Source organism: Phenylobacterium sp., from assembly GCF_030697925.1.
GTDB lineage: Bacteria > Pseudomonadota > Alphaproteobacteria > Caulobacterales > Caulobacteraceae > Phenylobacterium.
In genome coordinates this window covers 16,397-39,435 of the sequence record NZ_JAUYOJ010000149.1, presented here as the reverse complement: position 1 = coordinate 39,435, position 23,039 = coordinate 16,397, and the positions used below count along the sequence as shown (strand labels likewise).

Annotated in this window: 19 protein-coding genes; 12 read left to right on the top strand and 7 right to left on the bottom strand. The window is 69.1% G+C overall.

The genetic code is table 11. The features are described 5' to 3' along the window. Positions 1 to 13: 13 nt before the first annotated feature. On the bottom strand, positions 14 to 1,270 hold the full coding sequence (locus tag Q8Q88_RS14050) for a cyclopropane-fatty-acyl-phospholipid synthase family protein (RefSeq protein WP_305675809.1): 1,257 nt from the start codon (positions 1,268 to 1,270) through the stop codon (positions 14 to 16). A 184-nt stretch (positions 1,271 to 1,454) separates the two neighbouring features. On the opposite strand from Q8Q88_RS14050, the gene kdsA reads away from it, so the two are divergent. The 5 genes from kdsA (at position 1,455) to Q8Q88_RS14025 (ending at position 6,982) form a co-directional block, all read left to right on the top strand. After that, a complete protein-coding gene (gene kdsA, locus Q8Q88_RS14045) occupies positions 1,455 to 2,315 on the top strand; it encodes a 3-deoxy-8-phosphooctulonate synthase (RefSeq protein WP_305675808.1) in 861 nt (286 codons plus the stop codon). A gap of 5 nt (positions 2,316 to 2,320) precedes the next feature. After that, positions 2,321 to 3,775: a D-glycero-beta-D-manno-heptose 1-phosphate adenylyltransferase gene (gene rfaE2 / locus Q8Q88_RS14040; RefSeq protein ID WP_305675807.1), complete on the top strand. Its 1,455-nt coding sequence runs from the start codon at positions 2,321 to 2,323 to the stop codon at positions 3,773 to 3,775. After that, positions 3,772 to 4,770: an ADP-glyceromanno-heptose 6-epimerase gene (gene rfaD / locus Q8Q88_RS14035; protein ID WP_305675806.1), complete on the top strand. Its 999-nt coding sequence runs from the start codon at positions 3,772 to 3,774 to the stop codon at positions 4,768 to 4,770. Before rfaE2 ends, rfaD begins: the two co-directional genes overlap by 4 nt. A 21-nt stretch (positions 4,771 to 4,791) precedes the next feature. Further along, positions 4,792 to 5,922 carry a DUF3089 domain-containing protein gene (locus tag Q8Q88_RS14030; protein ID WP_305675805.1) on the top strand — a complete coding sequence of 377 codons (1,131 nt, stop codon included), beginning with the start codon at positions 4,792 to 4,794 and terminating at the stop codon, positions 5,920 to 5,922. A 64-nt stretch (positions 5,923 to 5,986) separates the two neighbouring features. Continuing rightward, positions 5,987 to 6,982, top strand: a complete 996-nt coding sequence (locus Q8Q88_RS14025; RefSeq protein WP_305675804.1) for an NADP-dependent oxidoreductase — start codon at positions 5,987 to 5,989, stop codon at positions 6,980 to 6,982. Here Q8Q88_RS14025 and recG read toward each other — a convergent pair. Next, entirely contained in the window at positions 6,979 to 9,054 is a 2,076-nt protein-coding gene (gene recG, locus Q8Q88_RS14020; RefSeq protein ID WP_305675837.1) for an ATP-dependent DNA helicase RecG, read from the bottom strand. The genes Q8Q88_RS14025 and recG overlap by 4 nt on opposite strands. Before the next feature lie 183 nt (positions 9,055 to 9,237). Between recG and Q8Q88_RS14015 the strand changes: the two genes are divergently transcribed. From Q8Q88_RS14015 to mfd, 3 genes are read left to right on the top strand one after another with little or no spacing between them, the layout of a single operon-like run. After that, the gene (locus Q8Q88_RS14015) at positions 9,238 to 9,717 is read left to right on the top strand and encodes a hypothetical protein (protein ID WP_305675803.1); all 480 of its coding nucleotides are present in this window, start codon (positions 9,238 to 9,240) and stop codon (positions 9,715 to 9,717) included. 50 nt (positions 9,718 to 9,767) lie between these two features. Continuing rightward, positions 9,768 to 10,058 carry a succinate dehydrogenase assembly factor 2 gene (locus Q8Q88_RS14010; RefSeq protein WP_305675802.1) on the top strand — a complete coding sequence of 97 codons (291 nt, stop codon included), beginning with the start codon at positions 9,768 to 9,770 and terminating at the stop codon, positions 10,056 to 10,058. Next, positions 10,048 to 13,539 carry a transcription-repair coupling factor gene (mfd, locus tag Q8Q88_RS14005; protein WP_305675801.1) on the top strand — a complete coding sequence of 1,164 codons (3,492 nt, stop codon included), beginning with the start codon at positions 10,048 to 10,050 and terminating at the stop codon, positions 13,537 to 13,539. Before Q8Q88_RS14010 ends, mfd begins: the two co-directional genes overlap by 11 nt. A 6-nt stretch (positions 13,540 to 13,545) precedes the next feature. On the opposite strand, the gene Q8Q88_RS14000 is transcribed toward mfd, so the two are convergent. Continuing rightward, a complete protein-coding gene (locus Q8Q88_RS14000) occupies positions 13,546 to 14,055 on the bottom strand; it encodes a CcdC protein domain-containing protein (RefSeq protein ID WP_305675800.1) in 510 nt (169 codons plus the stop codon). Next, the gene (locus Q8Q88_RS13995; protein ID WP_305675799.1) at positions 14,055 to 15,383 is read right to left on the bottom strand and encodes a diguanylate cyclase domain-containing protein; all 1,329 of its coding nucleotides are present in this window, start codon (positions 15,381 to 15,383) and stop codon (positions 14,055 to 14,057) included. Before Q8Q88_RS13995 ends, Q8Q88_RS14000 begins: the two co-directional genes overlap by 1 nt. A gap of 132 nt (positions 15,384 to 15,515) precedes the next feature. Here Q8Q88_RS13995 and Q8Q88_RS13990 point away from each other — a divergent pair, with 132 nt between their 5' ends. Further along, on the top strand, positions 15,516 to 16,292 hold the full coding sequence (locus Q8Q88_RS13990; protein ID WP_305675798.1) for an SDR family NAD(P)-dependent oxidoreductase: 777 nt from the start codon (positions 15,516 to 15,518) through the stop codon (positions 16,290 to 16,292). Between the two features lie 57 nt (positions 16,293 to 16,349). Then, positions 16,350 to 17,483, top strand: a complete 1,134-nt coding sequence (locus Q8Q88_RS13985) for a CaiB/BaiF CoA-transferase family protein (RefSeq protein WP_305675797.1) — start codon at positions 16,350 to 16,352, stop codon at positions 17,481 to 17,483. Positions 17,484 to 17,486: 3 nt separating this feature from the next. Here Q8Q88_RS13985 and Q8Q88_RS13980 read toward each other — a convergent pair whose 3' ends face one another. Beyond that, the gene (locus tag Q8Q88_RS13980) at positions 17,487 to 18,560 is read right to left on the bottom strand and encodes a substrate-binding domain-containing protein (protein WP_305675796.1); all 1,074 of its coding nucleotides are present in this window, start codon (positions 18,558 to 18,560) and stop codon (positions 17,487 to 17,489) included. A gap of 312 nt (positions 18,561 to 18,872) precedes the next feature. Between Q8Q88_RS13980 and Q8Q88_RS13975 the strand changes: the two genes are divergently transcribed. After that, positions 18,873 to 19,799, top strand: coding sequence for a YihY/virulence factor BrkB family protein (locus Q8Q88_RS13975; RefSeq protein WP_305675836.1), 927 nt, complete (start codon positions 18,873 to 18,875; stop codon positions 19,797 to 19,799). On the opposite strand, the gene Q8Q88_RS13970 is transcribed toward Q8Q88_RS13975, so the two are convergent. Next, positions 19,796 to 20,041 (bottom strand): sulfurtransferase TusA family protein, encoded by a 246-nt coding sequence (locus tag Q8Q88_RS13970; protein WP_305675835.1) that lies wholly within the window; start codon positions 20,039 to 20,041, stop codon positions 19,796 to 19,798. The two genes, Q8Q88_RS13975 and Q8Q88_RS13970, sit on opposite strands and share 4 nt — an antisense overlap. An 85-nt stretch (positions 20,042 to 20,126) precedes the next feature. Between Q8Q88_RS13970 and Q8Q88_RS13965 the strand changes: the two genes are divergently transcribed. Beyond that, positions 20,127 to 21,560 (top strand): MFS transporter, encoded by a 1,434-nt coding sequence (locus Q8Q88_RS13965; RefSeq protein WP_305675795.1) that lies wholly within the window; start codon positions 20,127 to 20,129, stop codon positions 21,558 to 21,560. Here the strand turns inward: Q8Q88_RS13965 and Q8Q88_RS13960 are convergent. After that, entirely contained in the window at positions 21,557 to 22,990 is a 1,434-nt protein-coding gene (locus Q8Q88_RS13960; RefSeq protein WP_305675794.1) for a CoA transferase, read from the bottom strand. The two genes, Q8Q88_RS13965 and Q8Q88_RS13960, sit on opposite strands and share 4 nt — an antisense overlap. Between the last annotated feature and the right edge of the window lie 49 nt (positions 22,991 to 23,039).

The window sequence follows — 23,039 nt, the reverse complement described above, 5'->3', positions numbered from 1 at the left end:
GAACAGGGGTCGCTCAAGCTTTGACGAGGCCAAGCTGCACGACATTGGTCCGGCCCGTGCGGAATCCGGCCTCGCAATAGCTCAGATAGAACCGCCAGAGCCGGCGGAACCGCTCGTCGAAGCCCAGCCGGGAGATGTCGATCCAGCCCCGGTCGAAGCGCTCGCACCAGGCGGCCAGAGTGTCGGCATAGTCCTGGCCGAAGCGGGCGACACCGGTCCAGGCCAGGCCCGCGCGATCGGTCTGCAGCCTCAGCTGCTCTTCGGACGGCAGCATGCCGCCCGGGAAGATGTATTTCTGGATGAAGTCCGCTCGCCGCCTGTAGCTTTCGAAGATCTCATCGCGGATGGTGATGATCTGCAGGCCGGCGCGGCCGCCCGGCGTCAGCACGTCGCGGATCTTGCCGAAATAGGTCGGCCAATAGCGCTCGCCGACCGCCTCGAACATCTCGATGGAGGCCACTCGGTCGAAGACGCCCTCGACATCGCGATAGTCGACCATGCGGATCTCCGCCCGGTCGTTCAGACCCTGCTCGAACATCCTTCGCCTGGCGAACTCGTACTGTTCGGTGGAAATGGTGATTCCGGTGACCTTCGCGCCCACCTCCCTGGCCGCGAACGCGGCGAACCCGCCCCAGCCGCAGCCGATCTCCAGGACGTGGTGTCCAGCCTGCAGGTCCATCGACCGGGCCAGTTCGCGATACTTGTATATCTGGGCCTGATCGAGGGACTGGCCCGCGCGCTCATAGCGGGCCGAGGAATAGGTCATGGTCGAGTCCAGCCACCGGGAATAGAAGGCGTTACCCAGGTCGTAGTGGGCGTGGATGTTCTTCCGCGACCCCTTGCGGGTGTTGGAATTGAGCGTGTGGCCGAGGGAGTTGGCGAACCGGAGAACCGGATTGCCGGTGAAGACCCGCGTCAGGCGGTCGAAGTTGAGGCCCACGGCCGACAGCACAGCCGCCAGGTCCGGAGTCTCCCACTCGCCGGCCATGTAGCCCTCGGCGAAGCCGATGTCGCCGGCCGCCAGCACCCGGCGCATGAAGCGGAAATCACGGACGATGATGCGGGCGTCGACCCCCGGTTCGGAGCCTTTCAGCCGTAGCTCGCGGCCGGAAGGCATAACGAAGGTCAGGTCGCCGATCAGCCAGCCCCGGGCCATCAGGCGGGCGGCGAAGCGGAATGCGGCGGGCGCACCGGCGAGCTCCGGCAGGCGGCTGAAGGCGCGCGGGGAAGCAGCGATCGCCGCCAAATTCGGTTGATGCGCCAGGCTCATGGTCGCAACCCTCGATTTCGGGACTAGCATAACACCGCTTTTTTCCGGCAGGCGAGTCTGCCCCCGCCAAGCGGAGCTACGGTGTGTCCACGCTCTAGGATTCATGTGGGGTCGTTTTCGCGCTTGTGAAGCGGCGGGGGTCGCGCCACTTAACGGGCTACGCCAGCAGCCGGACCCCACGCCCGTGACCCAACCCAACGCCGTGATCGAGATTGCCACGCCCAATGGCGCGACCGTGCGGATCGGCAATCGTGAGCGGCTGACGATCATCGCCGGTCCCTGCCAACTCGAAAGCCGTCAGCACGCGCTGGAGACCGCGACCGCCCTGAAGGAGATCGCCGCCCGGCTCGGGATCGGCTTGATCTACAAGACCTCCTTCGACAAGGCCAACCGCACTTCGGTCGCGACGGAGCGTGGCCTAGGCCTGGGCCAAGCGCTGCCGATCTTCGCGGAGGTCCGGGAGGTCACCGGCCTGCCGGTGCTTACCGACGTGCACGAGATCGATCATTGCGCGCAGGCCGGTGAGGTCGTCGATGTCCTGCAGATTCCAGCCTTCCTCTCGCGCCAGACGGACCTGCTGCTGGCCGCCGGGCGTACGGGCAAGGTCGTGAACGTCAAGAAGGGCCAATTCCTGGCCCCTTGGGACATGAAGAACGTGATCGAGAAGGTGCTGAGCACCGGAAACCCGAACGTCATGGCCTGCGAGCGCGGCGCAAGCTTCGGCTACAACACCCTGGTCAGCGATATGCGGGCCCTGCCGATCATGGCGGAGATCGGCTGTCCCGTGGTCTTCGACGCCACCCACTCGGTCCAGCAGCCGGGCGGGCAGGGCGCGACGTCCGGTGGGCAGCGCGAGTTTGTTCCCGTCCTCGCGCGCGCCGCGGTCGCGGTTGGCGTGGCCGCGGTCTTCATGGAGACCCACGAGGACCCGGACAACGCGCCCTCCGACGGACCGAATATGGTCCGGCTGGACCAGTTCGAGAGCCTGGTCGGCGAACTGCTTGAATACGACGCGCTCGCCAAGCGCCGCGCTCAGGCGGCCTAGGTCCGATGGACCTCTCGGCCCTCCAGCAGATTCTCGCCGCCCTGCGGGGCGCGCGCATCGCCTGCGTCGGCGACCTGATGGTCGACCGCTTCGTCTATGGCGAGGTGACCCGGGTTTCGCCCGAGGCGCCGATCCCGGTCCTGGCGCGGCAGCGCGAGCTGGTCATGCTGGGTGCGGCCGGCAATGTCGCGCGCAACGCCGCGGCCCTGGGTGGGGACGTGCGGCTGGTCGGGCTGATCGGCGGCGACGCCGAGGGCCATGAGGCCCTGCGCCTGATCGAGGCCGAGCCGGGCGTCGAGGGTTTCATCGTCACCGACGCCGCACGGCCCACGACGCTGAAGACCCGCTTCGTATCCGGAGGCCAGCAACTGCTGCGGGTCGATATGGAGACCAGCGGTCCCGCCGTCGGCGACGTCGAACAGCGGCTGCTGCGCACGATCCGCGACGTGGCCAAGGACGTGGGCGTCGTGCTGATCTCCGACTACGGCAAGGGCGTGGTCACCGACGCGGTCATCGCCGCGGCCAAGGCGTCCGGCGCGGTGATGATCGTGGATTCCAAGGCCCGCAGCTTCGCTCGCTACGGCGAGGTGGACATCGTCAAGCCGAACGCCGCCGAGTTGGCCCACGCCACCGACATGCCGACCTCGACCAATGACGAGATCGCCGCGGCCCTGACCTATGCCCTCTCGCTCTGCCAGGCCAAGGCGATCCTGGTGACCCGCTCGGCCAAGGGAATCTCCCTGGCGGTGCGCGGCGAGGCCGTGCGCCACTTCCCGGGCGTCCCGCGAGAGGTGTTCGACGCCTCGGGCGCCGGCGACACCACCCTGGCCGCGCTCGGCCTGGCCATCGCCGCCAAGGTGCCGATCGAGGACGCGATCCAATTCGCCATGCTGGCCTCCGGCGTGGCGGTGGGGAAGGCCGGCACGGCGGTCGTCACCCCCGAGGAGATGATCGAGGCCTCGCTCGCCGCCCACATGGCCCCGGCCGAGGCCAAGATCGTCACACCTCAGCGCATGGTCGACGAGATCGCCCGCTGGCGCGCCAAGGGGCTGACGGTGGGCTTCACCAATGGCTGCTTCGACATCCTGCACCGCGGCCACGTGGCCTATCTGAGCCAGGCGCGGGCCTGGTGCGATCGGCTGATCGTCGGGGTCAATTCCGACCGCTCGGTCAGGGCGTTGAAGGGCGAAGGCCGGCCGGTGAACGAGCTGGAAAGCCGCGCCATGGTGCTGGCGGGTCTGGGCGGGGTCGACCTCGTGGCCCCCTTCGACGAGGACACGCCGATGGCTCTGATCGAGGCTGCCCGGCCCGACGTACTGATCAAGGGCGCGGACTATTCGGTGGACGAGGTGGTGGGCGGCGCCTTCGTGAAGTCTTATGGTGGAGAGGTGCGGTTGGCCGAGATCGTCGAGGGCTACTCGACCACCGAGGCCATCAGCCGGATGAGGGAGAAGGCATGACCCGCAAGATCATCTTCGTCACCGGCGGCGCGGGCTTCATCGGCTCCAACATCGTGGCCAAGCTGACCGAGGATCCTAACCTGGACGTGGTGGTCTGCGACTGGCTGCACGAGGCCGAACTCGGCAAGTGGCGCAACATCGCCAAGCACCCCATCGGCGACTTCGTGGCGCCGGAGAACATGTTCGAGTGGCTCGAGAAGCGCTGGCGCGACGTTGAGCTGGTGATCCACATGGGCGCGGTGTCGTCCACGACCGAGCCGGACGCCGACAAGATCGTCCACTCCAACTTCACCCTTAGCCGCGACCTGTTCCGCTGGTGCGCCGACCGCCAGAGGCGGTTCATCTACGCCTCGTCCGCCGCGACCTACGGCGACGTTTCCGAGTTCGACGACAAGGACGACTTCGAGTCCCTCAGCGCGCTGCGGCCGCTCAACACCTATGGCTGGTCCAAGGCCCTGTTCGACATCTTCGCCGTGCGCCAGGCCGCCCGCGACTACGCACCGCCCCAGTGGGTCGGGCTGAAGTTCTTCAACGTCTACGGACCGAACGAGGAACATAAGCACTCGATGAAATCGGTGGCCTCGCAGATCTGGCCCAAGATCCGCGACGGTCATGCGGTGCAGCTCTTCAAGTCCTATCGCGAGGGCGTGCCCGATGGGGGCCAGACCCGGGACTTCGTCTATGTCCGCGATGTCGCCGACGTGGTGGCCTGGCTGGCGAATAGCGAGCAAGTCAACGGGATCTACAATCTGGGTTCGGGCCACGCCCGGACCTTCGAGGACATGGCCAGGGCGGTGTTCGCCGCCGCCGGCCGCACGCCGCAGATCGAATATACGCCCATGCCCCCGGCGATCCGCGACAAGTACCAGTACTTCACTCAGGCTAAGATGGAGCGGCTGCGGGCCGCCGGCTACAACCAGCCGATGACGGCCCTCGAGGACGGGGTCGGCGAGTACGTGACCCGCTACCTCTCCCAACCCGATCCCTACAGGTAGGCGGGAGGCGGCAAAAGGCGCATGGCGGCTCGTCCCAGGGGCTTCAAGCGGCTGGTCTTCGCCGGCGTCGTGCTGTTCGTCGCGGTGATCGCGGCGGCGGCCTTCATCTGGCGCGACGACATCCTGCGCACCCGTCTCGACCCCAAGGAGCCCTTCCAGACCTACGACCCGCCGCCGGCGCCGGACTATGGGAAGCGCGCCGCCTGGGCCCTGATGCCGGGCGAACCCTGGGCGCCTGACGCCTCCGCTCCGCCCGCTGACGTATTTTTCGTCGGACCCACCACCTTCGATGGCGGCGACCACTGGAACGCCCCGATCGACGACGGCAAGGCCGACCGCCTATTCCGCCAGGTGATGGCCCCCAACTATGCCGGCCCCTTCGTCCGGGTCGGTCGGATCTTCGCGCCCCGCTATCGCCAGGCCAGCCTCTACACCCTGATGACCCTGCGCGACGACGCCAAGGAGGCGCGCCGCTTCGCCTATGGCGACGTGGCCGCGGCCTTCCGCCAGTACCTGGCGGCCTATAACCACGGCCGCCCTTTCGTGGTGGTCGGGGTGGAGCAGGGCGGCACGCTCGCCTCGCGCCTGCTGGCCGAGGAAGTCGCCGCCAGGCCGGAGATCATGGCCAGGCTGGCCGGGGCCTATCTGATCGACACTGTGGCGCCCGCCGACGCTCCGCCGATTCCGCCGTGCCTGGCGCCGCGTCAGTCAGGCTGCCTGGCCGCCTGGGCTCAGGCCTTCGAGAACGAGCCGGAGCGGCCCCAAATGATCCTCGACCGGTCGCTGATCTGGTCCGGCGGCCAGCTCGAGAACCTGCACGGCCGAGCTCCGCTCTGCTTCAATCCGTTGCTGGGCGCGGTGAGCGCCGCCGAGGCGCCGTCCAAGCTGAACCAGGGTGCGGCCAACGCCACGGGCCTTGAATGGGGCGCGCGGCCGGCCTTCCTGACCCGCCAGGTGTCGGCGCGCTGCGTGGGCGGCGTCCTGCGCGTCTCCCGGCCGAAGTCGACCTCGTTGAGGCCTTCGGGGTCGTGGACCGACCGGCGAAAGGCGCCGGCCTACAACCTGTTCTACGCCGACCTGGAGAGCGACGCGCTCGGCCGGGTCGAGGCCCTGCTGGCCCATCACGCGCTGCCGAAGCCCCGGATCGATTGACCGGGCTCCCCCGGCGGGCCCATCGTCGCCTTGCGCGCCGCAAGAGCGCGATGGGAGATGCGCCATGGCCAACCGACAGATCGTTCTCGACCAGCTCCCCCAGGGCAAGCTGATGCCAGAGCATTTCCGCCTGACGGAGGGCGAGCGGCCGATCCCCGGCGACGGCGACGTCCTGCTGCGCACCCGCTACATCTCCCTGGACGCCGCCAATCGCGCCTGGATGCAGGGCGCCACCTATCGCGCGGCCCTGGCGGCCGGGGACGTCATGGCCGGCGGCGCCGTGGCCGAGGTGGTGGAGAGCAAGTCCCCGAACCTGGCTCCGGGCGACATGGTGTTTGCCGACACCGGCTGGCAGGATTACGCCGTCCTGCCCGGCAAGCGGCTCCAGAAGCTGCCGGATTTCAAGCCGATCACCCGCCTGATCAGCGTTTACGGCGTCGCCGGGCTGACGGCCTATTTCGGCCTGCTGGAATGCGGCAAGCCGCAACCCGGCGAGACTGTGGTGGTCTCGGCGGCCGCCGGTTCGGTGGGCTCCCTGGTCGGCCAGATCGCCAAGATCAAGGGCTGCAAGGTGGTGGGGATCGCCGGCGGCGCCGAGAAGTGCGCCTGGTTGACCGAGGAACTCGGCTTCGACGCCGCGGTCGACTACAAGGCCGGCGACGTCCGCCGTGCCGTCCGGTCGGCCTGTCCCGACGGGATCGACGTCTATTTCGACAATGTGGGCGGCGACGTCTTCGAGGCGTGCCTGTTCAATATGAAGAACTTCGGCCGCATCGCCTGCTGCGGCGCCGTCTCGCAGTACGACGGAACCGCGCCGCCGCACGGGCCGCGCGGCGTGCCGGGCCTGATTGTCACCAAGCGCCTCACCCTGCGTGGCTTCATCGTTTCGGATTTCGACGACAAGCGCGACCAGGCCCTGGCCGAGCTCAAGTCCTGGGTTGAGAGCGGCAGGCTCAAGGTGCTGGAGGACGTGATCGAGGGCCTGGAGAACGCGCCTGTCGCCTTGGTCGGACTGCTGGCCGGCGAGAACCGCGGCAAGCGGATGGTGAAGGTCAGCTAGCCAGCGTCCTTCAGCGGCGATCCGGCCCGCCAGTCGAACAGCTCCTGCAGGATGCGCAGGGCCTTGCCGCGCTCCGAGGTGAGATGCGGGTCCCGCGCCATGATCATCCGCGCGTCGTCGCCGGCCGCGGCGATCAGGTCGCGGTGAGCGAAGGGATCGGCGAAGACATAGGCCGGGAAACCCGACTGGCGCAGGCCCAGGGCGTCGCCGCCGCCGCGCAGTTCCAGGTCCGTCTCGGCGATGACGAAGCCGTCATCGGTCTTGCGCAGGATGTCGAGCCGCCTCTGGGCGGTCTCCGATAGCGGCGGGTCATAGAGCAGGACGCAGGCGCTCTCCCGCCGGCCCCGTCCGACCCGGCCGCGCAGCTGGTGGAGCTGGGCCAGGCCGAAGCGCTCGGCCTGTTCGATGACCATGATGGTGGCGTTGGGCACATTGACCCCGACTTCGACGACCGTGGTCGCCACCAGCAGGCTGATCACGCCGTCGGCGAAGTCGCTCATGACCGCGTCCTTCTCCGGCCCGGTCATCTTGCCGTGCACCAGGCCGACCCCGGGGCCGATCTTCTGGCGCAACTCCTTGGCGCGCTGCTCGGCGGCCTTGAGGTCGACGAGTTCCGACTCCGAGACCATGGGACAGATCCAGAAGGCCTGGGCGCCGCCAGCGATGGCGTCGCGCAGGCGGGCCTCCACCTCCTCGACCCGGCCCATGGGCACGGCGCGGGTGGCCACGGGCGTGCGGCCCGGCGGCTTCTCGTCGATGCGCGAGACATCGAGGTCGCCGTAAACCGTGAGCTCCAGGGTGCGGGGGATCGGGGTGGCGGACATGGCCAGCAGGTGGACGGCGTCGCCCTTGGCCTGCAGGCGCTGGCGCTCGGCGACGCCGAACCTGTGCTGCTCGTCGACCACGGCCAGCTGCAGCCGCTGGAAGGTCACCTCGTCTTGGAAGAGGGCGTGAGTTCCCACCGCCACCTGGACCGCGCCGCTGGCCAGCGCCCGCAGCTTGTCGGCCCGCGCCAGGCCCTTGTCGCGGCCGGTCAGCAGGACCGCGGTGATCCCGTGATCGGAGAGCGGGCCGGAAAGGGTCTCGAAGTGCTGGCGGGCCAGAATCTCGGTCGGAGCCATCAGGGCGCTCTGGCCGCCACCGGCGGCGACGTCGGCCATGGCCAGCATGGCCACCACGGTCTTGCCGGAGCCGACATCGCCCTGGATCAGCCGGCTCATCCGCTCGCCGGCGGCCAGGTCGGCGCGGATCTCGCCCAGCGAGCGTTCCTGAGCGCCGGTCAGGGCGAAGGGCAGGTCGCCTCGGACCTTCCGCGCCAGGTCCGAGGCCGTGATCGGAGCGGCCGGCTCAGCCCGCCGCTCGGCCTTGCGCTGGGCCATGGCCAGCTGGTGGGCCAGGAGTTCGTCATAGGCCAACCGCCGGGCGTGCGGGGTCAGAGGCGCCAGATCGGCCTCGCTGGTCGGCGCGTGGGCCAGAACCAAGGCCTCGCGCCAGGACGGGAACTTCTCGCGGGCCAGCCAGGCGGCGTCCTGCCACTCCGGCAGGTTGGGCGCCCGCTCCAGGGCCTCCATGGCGAACTTGCGTACGGTGCGCGGCGGCAGGCCGGCGGTGGCGGGATAGACCGCCTCGAACAGCGGGATCTCGCCGGCCTTCTCGGGCGGCAGGATGTAGTCCGGATGGGCGATCTGCAGGTTGAGGCCGAAGCGCTCGACCTTCCCGCTGACCACCCGCCTCGAACCCAGGGGATGCTTGAGCTGGAGCTGGCCTCCGAAGCTGCCGAAGAACACTAGGGTGAGCACGCCGGTGCCGTCATAGGTCTCAATCCGCCACGGCTGCTGCGGCGACCGGGGCTGCTTGTAGGCGTCGATCTGCACCTCGAAGATCTGCACCGCGCCCTCGATGGCCGTATTGGCGGTGGCGTGGGTGCGGCGGATCACCGAATGGGGCCGCAGATAGAGCACGTCGCGGACCACGGGCCCGGCTAGCTTCTCCAGCAACGGCGCCACGCGCGCGCCCACGCCCTTCAGCGAGGTCACAGGAGCGTAGAGCGGGAACAGAATCTCAGGCCGCATGGCGCCAGCATAGCGCGACCATGGACAGGCCTGCGCGCCCATGATGACCTCCATACAGAAAATGGGGGGAATCAGATGCGCTCGATCGTGCTCGCCACGCTTACGGCCGTTTGTCTGTCCGGTTGTGGCGGACCTTCTACGAAAACGGACGAAACGGCCGCGGGGCCCGTCGCGCCGCCTGCCGTGGCGGCCGATCCGTCGTTCACCGGCTTCAAGCACGACCAGAAGCAGGACCTGTTCGGCTACTACTATCCGACCGTCGAGGTGAAGGTCGGCGACTACAAGCTCGACCACCTGCACATCGGCGGCCCCGTGGGCTTCGGCGACTGGGTGGCCGGACGGCGCACCAAGACCTACGGCCCGGTGATGCTGGAATTCCAGGACGTCACCAGCCCCGCTCGGACCAACGCGCTCGGTAACACCAGCTATTCGGTCAAGCTGCGCGTGCTGCCCACCGCCTACGCCCTGAACGACGAGACCGTGCGGTTCGTCGGGACCGATTCCAAGCTCGGCGACGTCCGCCTCGACGCCAAGATCGACCAAGCCGCCCTGAAGGCGGCCCAGGCCCGGGGCAAGGATGTGGCCCCTGTGATCACCGGCGCGCTGCAGGTGGGCGACACGCCGTTCAAGGTGGTGGCCTTCACCTGGAAGGGCGGCGACTGAAGGAACGCCCTGGCGCCTGAACGCGGGGAGGCCTATATCCGCCGCTCTCCATGACGAGCGAAGAAACCCGGCTGAAAAAGCTGAAGTACCGGGCCTGGCACCGTGGCTTCAGGGAAGCGGACCTCATTCTGGGGCCGTTCGCGGAAAACCATGTCGCCAGCCTGAGCCCCGCCGAGCTCGACCTCTTCGAGGTGCTGCTGGATCAGCCGGACCACGATATCTATCAATGGATCGTGGGTCAGGCGCCGACGCCGCCTGAGTTCGACCACGAAGTCATGAACCGGATCAAGCAGTTCCGGTATGAAGCTCATGAGGCCAGAGGCGACGACCATGGCGGCTGACGGCTCGCGCGCGCCGACCGCGGCCGACCACCGGCGCATCGCCCAGGACCCCGGACGCCTCGACCTGGTCGGCGCGCCGGAGGGCTTCGACGCCCTGGTGATGGCCGATATCGTCAAAGCCCGCGGCGGACTTACGGTCTTCGTGGCCCGCGACGGCTCGCGGCTCTCGGCCTTCGTCGACGCCTTCAATTTCTTCGCGCCGCAGGTCGAGGTGATGCAGTTCCCGTCGTGGGATTGCCTGCCCTATGACCGGATCGGGCCCTCGCCAGGGGTGGCGGCGCAGCGGATGACCACGCTCGGCCGGCTGGCCCACGGCGGGGACGCCAAGAAGCCGACCCTGCTGGTCACCACGGTTCCGGCCCTGTTGCAGCGCGTTCCGCCCAGGGAAGCCGTAGAAGGCGCGGCCTTTTCGGCCCGCACCGGCCACGTGGTCGAGATCGCCGCCCTGGAGCGCTATTTCGCGGTGAACGGCTACCAGCGCGCTTCCACCGTCTCGGAACGCGGCGAGTTCGCTATCCGCGGCGGGGTGATCGACGTCTTTCCGCCCGGCGCCGAGGAGCCGGTGCGGCTGGACCTGTTCGGCGACACCCTGGAATCCATCCGCGCCTTCGATCCCGAGACCCAGCGCTCGACCAAGCAGCTCAAGGAGGTCTCCCTCCTGCCGGTCAGCGAGGTCTTGCTGGACAAGGACGGCATCACCCGGTTCCGGCGCAACTATGTGGAGGCCTTCGGCGCGCCCGGCGGCGATCCCCTGTACGAGACCGTCAGCGGCGGCGGTCGCCGCGCCGGCATGGAACACTGGTTGCCGCTGTTCTATCCGAACATGGCGACCCTGCTGGACTACCTGCCACCCGACGCCCTGATCGCCACCGACCACCTGGCCAATGAGAGCCGCGACGAACGCCTGGCGATGATCGCCGACGCCTACGACGCCCGCGCCCAGGCCGACCGCAAGGTCCACTATCATCCCCTGGAGCCCGACCAGCTCTACATGACCGGCGAGGAGTGGCGGGAACGGCTGGCCAGGCGCGCCACCCGCCGCTTCTCGGCCTTCCAGGAGGCCGAGGGCGACACCGTCGTCGACATGGGCGCGCGCCAGGGCCGCAGTTTCATCGCCGAGCGCCAGCGCGACAGCGTCAACCTGTTCGAGGCCACCGCCGACCACGCGCGGGCGCTGGCGTCCCAGGGCAAGCGGGTGCTGTTCGCCTCCTGGTCCGACGGCTCGTCCGATCGCCTGGGCGCCATGCTGGCCGACCATGGGCTGAAGAACATTTCGCTCTCGCCCTATTGGGACGCCGCTAGGGCCGCCGATCCCAAGCTCCCGCAGCGGGTGGTTCTGCCGCTGGAAACCGGCTTCGAGACCGAGACCCTGGCGGTCATCTCCGAGACCGATATCCTGGGCGACCGCCTGGCGCGTCCGCGCCGCCGCCGCCGGGCGGCCAACTTCCTCGCCGAGGCCAGCGCGCTGACCCAGGGCGACCTCGTGGTCCATATCGACCACGGCATCGGACGGTATGAGGGGCTGAAGACGCTCGACGTCCAGGGCGCGCCGCACGACTGCCTGGAACTGCACTACGGGGGCGAGGCCAAGCTCTACCTGCCGGTCGAGAACATCGACCTCCTGACCCGCTACGGTTCGGACGGGGAGGGCGTGCAACTCGACCGGCTGGGCGGGGCGGCCTGGCAGGCGCGAAAGGCGCGGGCCAAGGAACGCCTGCGCGACATGGCCATGGGCCTGATCGGCATCGCCGCCGAACGCGCCACCAAGACGACGGACCCGGTCGCGCCGCCGCACGGGGTGTTCGACGAGTTCTGCGCCCGCTTCCCCTATGAGGAGACCGAGGACCAGCTCAACGCCATCGGCGACGTCCTGGAGGACCTGGGCGCCGGCAAGCCGATGGACCGGCTGATCTGCGGCGACGTGGGCTTTGGCAAGACCGAAGTGGCCCTGCGCGCGGCCTTCGTGGTGGCCATGAGCGGCCAGCAGGTGGCCGTGGTCGCCCCGACCACGCTGCTCGCCCGCCAGCACTTCAAGACCTTCTCAGATCGTTTCCAGGGCTGGCCGATCAAGGTCCGCCGGCTTTCGCGCCTGGTTCCCGCCAAGGAGGCCGCCGAGACCCGCGAGGCGCTCAAGAACGGTGAGGTCGAGATCATCATCGGCACCCATGCGGTGCTCTCCAAGCAGGTCGGCTTCAAGAACCTCGGCCTGGTTATCGTCGACGAGGAGCAGCACTTCGGGGTGAAGCACAAGGAGAAGCTCAAGGAGCTTCGCACCGACGTGCACATGCTGACGCTCACCGCCACGCCGATCCCCCGCACCCTTCAGATGTCGCTGTCGGGCATCCGCGAGATGTCGATCATCGCCACCCCGCCGGTCGACCGGCTGGCCGTGCGGACCTACATCACCCCCTTCGACCCCGTGGTCATCCGCGAGGCTCTGCTGCGCGAGAAGTACCGCGGCGGCCAAGCCTACTACGTCGCCCCTCGGATCAGCGACCTGCCGGAGCTGGAGCGGTTCCTACGTGAGCAGACCCCGGAGGTCCGCTACGTGGTCGGGCACGGGCAGATGGCCCCGACCCAGCTGGAAGACGTGATGAGCGCCTTCTACGAGGGCCAGTACGACGTGCTGCTCTCGACCACGATCGTGGAGAGCGGTCTGGATATCCCCACCGCCAACACCATGATCATTCACCGCGCCGACATGTTCGGCCTGGCCCAGATGTACCAGCTGCGTGGCCGGGTCGGCCGGGCCAAGGCGCGGGCCTCCGCCTATCTGACCACCCCGGCGGAAAAGCAGATCACCCTCTCGGCGGAGCGGCGGCTGAAAGTGCTGCAGTCCCTGGACAGCCTGGGTGCGGGCTTCCAGCTCGCCAGTCACGACCTGGACCAGCGCGGCGGCGGCAACCTGCTGGGCGAGGAGCAGTCGGGCCACATCCGCGAGATCGGGGTCGAGCTCTACCAGCAGATGCTGGAGGACGCGGTCAACGAGCTGAAGGCCCTGGCCGGCAAGGGCGACGGGGCCACCGATCGCGGCTGGTCGCCACAGATCAACACCGGGGCGGCCGTGCTGATCCCCGAGGAATATGTGCCGGACCTCAATGTCCGCCTGTCGCTCTATCGTCGCCTGTCCGACGCCGAGAAGTCGGGCGACCGCGAGGCCCTGGCCGCGGAGATGATCGACCGCTTCGGCCCGCTGCCGCCCGAAGCCGGCCAGTTGCTCAAGGTCGTGGCCATCAAGGGCCTCTGCCGCGAGGCCAATGTCGCCAAGATCGACGTGGGGCCGAAGGGCGCGGTCGTCACCTTCCGCGGCGACGAGTTCAAGAACCCCATGGGCCTGGTGGGCTTCATCCAGAAGAACCAGGTGGCCTGGCGCATCCGTCCCGACCACAAGGTGGTGGTGAAGGGCGAGTGGGAGACCCCCGAGCAGCGCCTGGGCGCCGCCGAGCGCGTGCTGAGCGAACTGGCCAGGCTGGCGGCCTGAGGCTGGTCAGGCGCCGGTCCTCGCCGCGGTGAGCAGCTGACGCGCCCGGATCCACATCTCCAGGCGCTGCGTGCAGACCAGGCTGGCGGCGAAAAGCAGGAAGATGTCGGCGATCTCGACCGGGGTGACGCGCAGCTGGCCGGCGTGTCCCAGGGCGTAGTCGCGAAACGAGAAGCGCAGCAGGAAGACCCCGGCGATGAGGGCCATGCCCAGGGGCGAGGCCTTGCTGGTGAGCGCGTGGGTCTCGGGATTGATCTTGATCTCCGTGGTCCGGCCGCGCCACCAACCCATCCCCGCGCCCATGCCCAGGACGAAGGTCTCGGCGACCAGGACCGGAAACCGCGGCGGGGGTTGGACGGCGAAGGTCAGGACGACCGCCAGCAGGATCAGGGCCGGGGTGATCCACATGCGCTCGATGCGCAGGACGCGGGTGCGCACCCCGCGCAGGACAATGACCACGATGGCGATCAGCGGAACCAGATAGGTCCAGACGCCCTGGCCCCCCTCGGGGCTCATCACACCGCCTGCTGATGCGCGCGGGCGGCGGCCTCTTCCAGCGCCTTGCCGGCGCCCTCGGCGCCGCCGACCTCGGCCACCCCGATGTCGAACTCGATGACGAAGGGCGGCTTGCCGTCGCCGGCCTCGAAGGCCGTGCAGCCGATCACCGCGGCGATCCGTTCGCCGGCCGCCCGGGCCGAAGCCTGGGGCGTGGCGGGTAGGGCGAGCGCGAAGACCTCGGGGCTCAGCCGCGCGGCCGTGTCCTCCACCCGCACCAGCCGGCCGATCATCGAGCCGATCTGGGGAATGGCGCGGTCCAGCCAGCCGCCGGCGCGCGCGGCGCTGATGTCCTGTTTCTCGGCCACCTTCAGCACGCAGACCGACAGCGGACGATTGCGCAGGCGCGAGGCCTGGGCCAGGCGGCCCAGGTGGTGGGCGAAGAGATCGCGGGTGAACAGCCCCGTGGCCGCATCCATCAGGCCTGAGGAACGCGCCTTTTCCAACGCCTTGCGGACCGCGGTCTGCCGGCGATAGCTGCGGGCCAGCTCGATCACCCGCTTGGCGGTCTCGGTCTCCGGCGTCTCTGGCGAGGCCACGTCGGAGACGCCCCGATGATAGGCCTCCGACATGGTCACATAGCTCTCCTGGCGCATGTAGAGCAGGGCGGGCGTGTGATAGAGGCGGGTGTTGCGGCGCATGCCGGCGGCGATGGAGAGCGCCTCCTGGCTGTTGTCGCCAGCCCATAGCACCACGGCGTCGAAGGACCGTTCGTGCAGGTAATCGAAGGCGGTGTAGGCGGTGAAGGCGCCCACCACCTCGGCGCCCGACCGGGCGAGGGCGTTGGAGAGCGCCAGGAACTGCGGGGCAGGCTCGCCGATGGCCAGGACCTGGAAGGGGTTGGCGTCGGGCTCGGGCAGGTCAAGCCAGCCGCCGCGATCGGCGAAGCTGGCGCGGCGCAGCTCGAACTCCTCCTCGGCCACCGCGGTGCGGACCAGGGTCTCCAGACGCAGCACGGCCTGGGCCGGATGGATCGGCGCAGCCAGGGTCAGGTCGAAGTCGTAGCTCTCCAGCTCGGGCTCGGGATCGCCGATGGCCACGACCGGAAGACGGCGCGGGGCGCAGGCGGCCTTCAGCCGCCGGGCCATGGTCAGGGCCTCATGGCCGCCGCTGGCGAGGTCGATAATGGCGGCTTCAATGTTCAGGTCGCCAAGCGCCGCGAGCGCCGCATAGGGGCCGCGCGCCGTGACCGTGCGCCAGCCCAGCCGGTCGAGGCCCTCGGCGAGGGGTCCCGCCAGGGCGTCATCGCGCGCGACAATCAGGACCCGCGCCTGGACGCTTGCCGCCATTCCTAGAACCCTTGACGCAACCCCCTCCGATGTTCACGCCCGGGTTGGACGGGAATCGAAGCGCCTGCCGACTATACAGACGGCGCGCGCAGACGACAGCGCGGCCGCGTCGCAGAGTGAAGGAGATGGGGAATGGAACAGGTGTTGGCGGGACGGATCGCGGTGATCACTGGCGCGTCGGGCGGGCTCGGCGCGCATTTCGCGAGGCTGCTGGCGAAGAACGGCGCGGCCGTGGCGCTGGCGGCGCGGCGACTGGACATGGTCGAGGCCCTGGCTGGCGAGATCGCCGCCGATGGCGGTCGCGCCATGGCGCTGCGGCTGGACGTCGCCGACGCCCAATCGATCGGTCCCGCGTTCGACGAGATCGAGACGGCGTTGGGTCCGATCTCGATCCTGGTCAACAACGCCGGGGTCGGCGGGGAGGGGCTGGCGCTGGACATCTCGGTGGAGGAATGGGACCGGACCTTCGACGTCAATGTGCGCGGCGTGTTTTTCGCCGCCCAGCAGGCCGCCAAGCGGATGTTGGCGTCGGGCGTGGCCGAGGCCGGGACCGCCAGGATCGTCAACATCGCTTCGATCGCCAGCCACACGGTGCTGCCCGGCCTTTCGGCCTACAACGCCTCCAAGGCCGCGGTGGCCATGCTGACCCGCAGCCTTGCGCGGGAGTGGTCGCGGCGCGGGATCGCCGTCAACGCCATGGCGCCTGGCTATATCGAGACCGACATCAACGCCGACTGGTGGGCCACAGAGGGCGGCCAGAAGCAGCTCAAGGGCTTTCCGCGCCGGCGGCTGATGGAAGCCACCGACCTGGACGCCTCGCTGCTGATGCTCTGCGGGCCGGCGGCTCGAGCCATCGCCGGGACCCTGATCACCATCGACGACGGCCAGTCCCTGCCCGGCGGCGGCTAATGGTTGGCTGACGGCGCGTCAGCAGGCCAGGATGACGGGAATCTAGGGAGAGTTTCCATGCGCCAGGGACCGCTGACCGGCCTGAAGGTCGTCGAATTCGCCGGGATCGGACCCGGGCCGTTCTGCGGCATGCTGTTGTCGGACCTGGGCGCGGACGTCGTGCGGATCGACCGCAAGGGTCCCGGCCGTTCCTCGCCGGCCGACATCACCGCCCGCGGACGGCGCTCGGTGGCGCTCGACCTCAAGAACCCCGCCGCCATCGAGACCTGCCTGAAGCTGATGGAGGGGGCCGACGCGGTGTTCGAAGGCTTCCGGCCGGGCGTCATGGAGCGGCTGGGCCTGGGCCCGGAGGTGGCCATGGCGCGTAATCCCAAGCTGGTCTACGGCCGGATGACCGGTTGGGGCCAGTTTGGCCCCTACGCCAACGCCGCCGGGCACGATATGAACTACATCGCCATCACCGGCGCCCTGCACGCGATCGGGACCAAGGAAAAGCCAATCCCACCCCTGAACCTGGTGGGTGATTTCGGGGGCGGGGCGCTCTATCTGGCCTTCGGACTGCTGGCCGGGGTGATCCACGCGCGGGCGAGCGGCCAGGGACAGGTCATCGACTGCGCCATGAGCGACGGCGCGGCCTCGCTGATGGCCATGTTCTACGGCTTCAAGGCCAGCGGGATGTGGAAGGAGGAGCGGCGCGCCAACCTGCTCGACGGCGGCGCCCACTTCTACGACACCTACCGGTGCTCGGACGGCAAGTGGATCTCGATCGGCTCGATCGAGCCGCAGTTCTACGCCTTGCTGCTGGAGAAGACCGGGATCAACGATCCGGAGTTCGCCAAGCAGATGGATCGCGGGAGCTGGGACGGCCTGCGCGAGAAACTCGCCCATGTCATCGCCCAGAAGACCCAGGACGAATGGTCCGAGATCATGGGCGCCAGCGATGTCTGCTTCGCCCCGGTGCTCGATCTCGACGAGGCGCCCAGGCATCCGCACAACGTGGCGCGCCAGACCTTCGTACAGGTCGAGGGCGTCACCCAGCCGGCGCCCGCGCCCCGTTTCTCGGCCACGCCCGGCGCCATCCAGGGACCGCCGCCCGGCATCGGGGCCCATGATCGCGAAGCCCTGAGCGACTGGGGCTTCTCGGGCGCCGATATCGACGCCCTCAAGGCTGCGGGGGCCCTGGCGGGATAGGCCCTATTTCGTCGGCGCCGCCATCGGCGTCAGGTCGGCGGCGGCGGCCTTTTGGGCCGCGTGTTCCTCGGCGCCCAGCGGGATGAGGCCGCGCTGCTGCAGGTAGCCGCCCTTGCCGGTGGCGACGTCGGAAACGAAGGCGTTCACATACTCGCGCAGGCCGGGGATGACCCCGATATTGGCCTTCTTCACATAGACGTAGAGCGACCGCGACACCGGGTAGGTCCCGTTCGAGATGGTCTCGAAGGTCGGGGCGACGCCATCGATCGTGGCGGCCTTCACAGTGTCCATGTTGTTCTCGAGGAACGAATAGCCGAACGCCCCCAGCGCATTGGGGGTCTTGGTCAGGGTCTGGACGATGGCGTTGTCGTTCTCGCCGGCGTCGACCCAGGCCCCGTCGCCGCGGATCGTGTGGGCCCTGGCCTTGAAGGCGTCTTCATCGGACGAACGTAGGGCTTCCAGCGCCGGAATCTTGCGCGCGCCACTCTCCAGGGCCAACTCGGCGAAGGCGTCGCGGGTGCCCGAGGTCGGCGGCGGGCCGTAGACCAGGATGGCCTGGGCGGGGAGGGCGGCGTCGACCTCCTTCCAGGTCTTGGCGGCGTTCTTGGCGAAACCAGCGCCGGCCGGGGTCTCGGCGGCTAGGCCGCGATAGATCTGGTCGATCTTGAAATTGTAGGTCGGGCCAGCCTTGGCGTTGGCGATGACGATGCCGTCGAAGCCGATCTTGATCTCGACGATATCGGTGACGCCGTTGGCGACACACTGGTCGAATTCGGATTTCTTGATGGCGCGCGAGGCGTTGGCGACGTCCGGGAAGTTCGCGCCCGAGCCGCCGCAGAATAGCTTGAAGCCGCCGCCGGTGCCGAGCGACTCGACCTTGGCGGCCTTGCCGCCGCCGGTCCTGGCCACGTTCTCGGCCACGCGGGTGGCGAACGGGAAGACGGTCGAGGAGCCCGCCGCCCAGACCTGGTCGCGACCGCTGGCGCTGGGGCCGGCCTTGGCGGCGTCGCCCTCGGTCTTCTGCCCGCAGGCGGAGAGGGCCAGGGCGGCGGCGGCGATATAGGCGAACTGTTTCATCGGAGGGCTCCGGCTCGTTGGGGACGGCTAAGGGCAATCGCCGTTATAGCCGCTTGCGTGAATGTTGGATGACGGTCAGCGCGGTGAACAGGGGGGCTCGATCATCGTTCAGGTGGGGTTCAGCCGTCTGGCGCGATTCTAGGGTCAGGTTGAACGCCGCTATCTCCCGTCCCTCGACGCGGCGCCAGGCCTGATGGAACGACACGCCCATCGGCGGCGCGCCGGCTCCCGCGAGGGACCGGCGCGCCGCTACGATGTGCGTGACGCCAAGAGCGCTTGCGCCGAAGCGCGAGCTTCAGCACTTTCCGCGCCATGTTGATCGCCCGAGTAACCCAACGGCTGCGCGAGATGGACTGGGACCCGACGCACTGGCTGCGCCTGGCCCTGTTGATCTCCGGCAAGGCCCTAACCAGGCTCTGGGGCCGGGATGTCATGCTCTATGTGGGCGGTGTCTCGTTCTTCGTCATGCTGGCGGTATTTCCAGCCCTGGCCATCACCATCGGCGTCTATGGCCTGCTGGCCGATCCCGCCGCGGCGGCGCACCAGGCCGAGCAGTTGGCGACGATGATGCCGGCCGGCGCCCGGGGCCTGTTCGCCAGCGAACTGACCCGGCTGGCCCACGCGCCCTTCCAGGTGGTCTCGACCCAGAGCGGGGTGGCGCTCGTGATCGGCGGCTACGCCGCCCATCGGGGCTTCAAGGCCCTGCTGGCGGGACTGTCCTTCATCCACGACGAGGACGCGCCGCGCGGGTTCGTAGGCTTCAACGTCATGGCCCTGATCGTGCTGGTCGCGGCCTTCGCCATGCTGGCCTTCTTCTCGGCCGTCTTCTTCTATTTCCGCTTCGTGGCCGCCGCCTTCGACCTGAAGCCGCTGGCCGGCGTCACCTGGCTCTACAGCGAGTGGACCTGGGCCAGCGTGGGCGTGACCGTGGCCATGACCCTGATCTACCGCTTCGCCATGTCCAGCGTCCCGGTCGCCTGGAGGGCCTCGATCATGGGCGGGATCGCCGCAGCGTTCCTCTGCCTGGGGGCTTCATGGGCCAGCGCCATCTATGTGGAACAGATCGCCTCGCTCGGCGCCACCTACGGCTCGGTAGCGGCCGTGGTGGTGTTCCTGATCTGGCTGTCCTGGAACGTCAACGCGGTCTTCCTGGGCGGCGCCCTGGCCACCGAGATCGAGATCCTGCTGGTGGAACGCCGCCCGGCTAGGCGTCTGCTGACGGATCAGCGGAAGGCCTAGCTCGACCTCCCCACCAGGAAGCTCAGCACGCCGGCCGCTTCGGTGACCTCCAGAACCTCGAAACCCGCGCCCGCCGCAAAGTGGGGCACGTCGATGCGGGCCAGGGGGTCGTCGGCCAACAGGCGCACGCGGGCGCCGAGCGGGGCGTCTTCCAGGGCGCGGCGCAGGCGCAGGGTCGGGACCGGGCAACGGTGGCCGCGGGCGTCGACGAGGATCTCCGGCGGGGGCTCGGGCGAAGGCATGGCCGGGCCATAGCCGGTCCGTCGCCGGAACCCAAGCTCGGCCTTCACGCGTTGTTCAGGCCAACATCCGCGCCGGGAGGACATGGTGGCCGAGACCTTCACGACCAATGTGCCCTCCAGACTCGATCGCCTGCCGTTCAGCCGGTTTCACTGGCTGGTGGTCGCCGCCCTCGGCGTCACCTGGATCCTGGATGGGCTGGAAGTCACACTGGTCGGCTCGCTGTCGCCGGCGATCCAAGGCGGGCTGGGCCTCACCGGCGCCCAGATCGGCCTCTCCGCCAGCGCCTATATCCTGGGCGCGGTGCTGGGGGCCCTGGTGTTCGGGCGGCTGACCGACACCTATGGGCGGCGCAAGCTCTTCACCATCACCGTGGCGGTCTATCTTGTCGCCACGATCGCCACCGGCTTCTCCTGGGACTTCTGGTCCTTCCTGTTGTTCCGGTTCCTGACCGGGGCGGGAATCGGCGGCGAGTACGGGGCGGTCAATTCGGCGATCCAGGAGCTGATCCCGGCCCGCCGCCGCGGCTACACGGACCTGGCCATTAACGGCAGTTTCTGGGTCGGGGCGGCCCTGGGCGCGGTCGGCTCGCTGGTGGTGTTGAACCCGGAGGTCGTCGACCAGGCCCTGGGCTGGCGGCTGGCCTTCATCATCGGCGGCCTCCTGGCCCTGATCGTCATCTTCATCCGCCGCTATATCCCTGAAAGCCCGCGCTGGCTGATGACCCACGGCCGGCCGGAGGAAGCCTTGGCTATCGTCGAGGCCATAGAGGCCCGGGTGGCGCGCGACACAGGCCAAACGCTTCAACACATCGACGAGCTGAAGGTCCTGAGGCTGCGCCACACGCGCACCTCATGGCTGGACATCGCGCGTTCGCTGATGGTGCGCCATCCTCGACGCACGGTGCTGGGCGTGGTGCTGATGGCGACCCAGGCTTTCTGCTACAACGCCATCTTCTTCACCTACGCCCTGATCCTCACCAAGTTCTACGCCATCGCGCCGGCCGCCATCGGCTGGTTCATGCTGCCCTTTGCGCTCGGCAATTTCATGGGCCCACTGCTGCTGGGGCATCTGTTCGACACGGTGGGGCGGAAGGTGATGATCAGCCTGACCTACGGCCTGGCGGGCGCGCTGCTCTGTGTCACCGGCTGGATGTTCGCGGAGGGGATGCTGTCGGCGGTGACCCAGACGGTGGCCTGGACGGCGATCTTCTTCTTCGCCTCGGCCGGGGCCAGCGCGGCCTATCTGACCGTGGGCGAGAGCTTCCCCCTGGAGACCCGGGCGGTGACCATCTCGCTGTTCTACGCCTTCGGCACTCTGCTGGGCGGGGTCGGCGGGCCGGCCCTGTTCGGAGCCCTGATCGACACCGGCGAGCGCGGCCAGATCTTCCTGGGTTACCTGCTGGGCGGCGGGCTCATGCTGCTGGCGGCCGGGGTGGAGCTGTGGCTGGGGGTGGCGGCCGAACGCAAACCCCTGGAGGAGGTGGCCGCGCCGCTCTCCCTGGTGGACGACGCGCCTTAGCTCGGCCAGGCCGCCTCATGGACGCCGAGCGGCGTGGTCGGCCGGCGCCAGCGGGCGGGCGTGGCCGACAGCTTCACCGGCGCGCGCAGGTGACGAACCCGCCCGAACCCCGAGTCGCTGTCGATCCGCCAGCCGTCGATTTCGTCAGGCGTGGGCGGCCGGACGGCGTCCAGGTATTCCGGTTCGGCCAAGCCTAGGCCGCGCAGCCACATGCCGGTCTGAGCCAGGGAGACCCGCACCATATAGCTGCCGCCGAACCGCGCGCGGCGGTCCAGGGCGACCAAGGTTCCGAAAGCCGCCAGGAACCCGGTCGTATAGTCGGTCACCGCGCCGGGCTGGAGTTGTGGGCCCTTTTCGCCGCCGAAGGTGTAGTTCCCATGCACATGGGCCAGGCCGGTCACCGTCTGGGCGAGCTGCTCCCAGCCCGGCCTGTTGGCCCAGGGGCCCTCGTGGCCATAGGCGTTGATCGAGGTGTAGATGATGCCCGGCCGCAGGCGCGCCAGGTCCAGCGGCCCCAGGCCCATGCGTTGCAGCGAGCCCAGACGGTAGCCCTGGCTGAACACATCGCAGCCGGCGATCAGTTCGTTCAGGCGCGCGCGATCGGCCTCGTCGGTCAGGTCCAGCCAGGTGGAGAGCTTGCCATGGCCGACGTCGCTGACGAAGAATTCGGTGGCCGGCAGCCTGGGTGAGGCCACATAGAGCACGTCCGCGCCGTACTGGGCCAAGGTCCTGCCGCAGGTCGGGCCGGCCAGGACCCGGGTCAGGTCCAGCACGCGCACCCCGGAGAGCGGCGCCTCACCATCTGGGGGCAGGGGCATGGGCGGGCCGTCGGCGATCTTCACGACCTCGACGAGCGGCCGCGCGGCCAGGATTCGGCCCTGCTCGGAGGCGTCCCACTCCTCGGGAGAGCGCACCATGGCGCCGCAGATTCCGGCCGCGGCGATGGCGTTCTCCAGATCCAGCGCGTTCCAGTTCAGGGCCGTGGCGGCGACGGCGGCGGCGTCGGCCGGCGATCCCATCAGCTGATGCAGCTTGGCGGCGCTGGCCGGGAAGCTGGGATGCAGGAAGACCCAGCGCCCGTCCTTGGTGGGGAAGAACCCCATGGCCGGGGTGCCGCGCCCGCCGCCGCCGGCGTCGTCCGGGCGCGAGGGCGGCGCGCGCGACGGATCTTCGAAGGTCTGCAGCGCGAAGCTGATCAGGGCCGCCCCGGCTTCGCGGGTGGACACGCTCAGGTCCTGGTCCTGGCCCGTGCGCTGTTTCCAGAGATCGGCGGCGAGCGCCCCTCCCGCCGCCAGGGCCGCGGCGGCGGCAGCCTCGGCGTGGAAGCAGGTCTTCATCCCGGCGGGCCCCTCCTCGAAGGTCACGAAGTCGGGGCGCTCACGGCCGGCCAGGCGCATCAACTGTTCGAAGGCCTGCTCGGCGACCGTCATTCCAATTCCCCCGCAAGCCTCGAAGTTTGCGGCATTATGGGACCAGGGA

Bases quoted from the DNA above. Each gene is read 5' to 3' on its own strand.
- Q8Q88_RS13970 (WP_305675835.1), bottom strand. From the start codon at position 20,041: ATGCCTTCGCCCGAGCCCCCGCCGGAGATCCTCGTCGACGCCCGCGGC.
- Q8Q88_RS13990 (WP_305675798.1), top strand. From the start codon at position 15,516: ATGGAACAGGTGTTGGCGGGACGGATCGCGGTGATCACTGGCGCGTCG.
- Q8Q88_RS13985 (WP_305675797.1), top strand. From the start codon at position 16,350: ATGCGCCAGGGACCGCTGACCGGCCTGAAGGTCGTCGAATTCGCCGGG.
- Q8Q88_RS14050 (WP_305675809.1), bottom strand. From the start codon at position 1,270: ATGAGCCTGGCGCATCAACCGAATTTGGCGGCGATCGCTGCTTCCCCG.
- Q8Q88_RS13980 (WP_305675796.1), bottom strand. From the start codon at position 18,560: ATGAAACAGTTCGCCTATATCGCCGCCGCCGCCCTGGCCCTCTCCGCC.
- mfd (WP_305675801.1), top strand. From the start codon at position 10,048: ATGGCGGCTGACGGCTCGCGCGCGCCGACCGCGGCCGACCACCGGCGC.
- Q8Q88_RS13995 (WP_305675799.1), bottom strand. From the start codon at position 15,383: ATGGCGGCAAGCGTCCAGGCGCGGGTCCTGATTGTCGCGCGCGATGAC.
- rfaE2 (WP_305675807.1), top strand. From the start codon at position 2,321: ATGGACCTCTCGGCCCTCCAGCAGATTCTCGCCGCCCTGCGGGGCGCG.
- Q8Q88_RS14010 (WP_305675802.1), top strand. From the start codon at position 9,768: ATGACGAGCGAAGAAACCCGGCTGAAAAAGCTGAAGTACCGGGCCTGG.
- recG (WP_305675837.1), bottom strand. From the start codon at position 9,054: ATGCGGCCTGAGATTCTGTTCCCGCTCTACGCTCCTGTGACCTCGCTG.
- Q8Q88_RS14000 (WP_305675800.1), bottom strand. From the start codon at position 14,055: ATGAGCCCCGAGGGGGGCCAGGGCGTCTGGACCTATCTGGTTCCGCTG.
- Q8Q88_RS14025 (WP_305675804.1), top strand. From the start codon at position 5,987: ATGGCCAACCGACAGATCGTTCTCGACCAGCTCCCCCAGGGCAAGCTG.
- rfaD (WP_305675806.1), top strand. From the start codon at position 3,772: ATGACCCGCAAGATCATCTTCGTCACCGGCGGCGCGGGCTTCATCGGC.
- Q8Q88_RS14030 (WP_305675805.1), top strand. From the start codon at position 4,792: ATGGCGGCTCGTCCCAGGGGCTTCAAGCGGCTGGTCTTCGCCGGCGTC.
- Q8Q88_RS13975 (WP_305675836.1), top strand. From the start codon at position 18,873: ATGTTGATCGCCCGAGTAACCCAACGGCTGCGCGAGATGGACTGGGAC.
- Q8Q88_RS13960 (WP_305675794.1), bottom strand. From the start codon at position 22,990: ATGACGGTCGCCGAGCAGGCCTTCGAACAGTTGATGCGCCTGGCCGGC.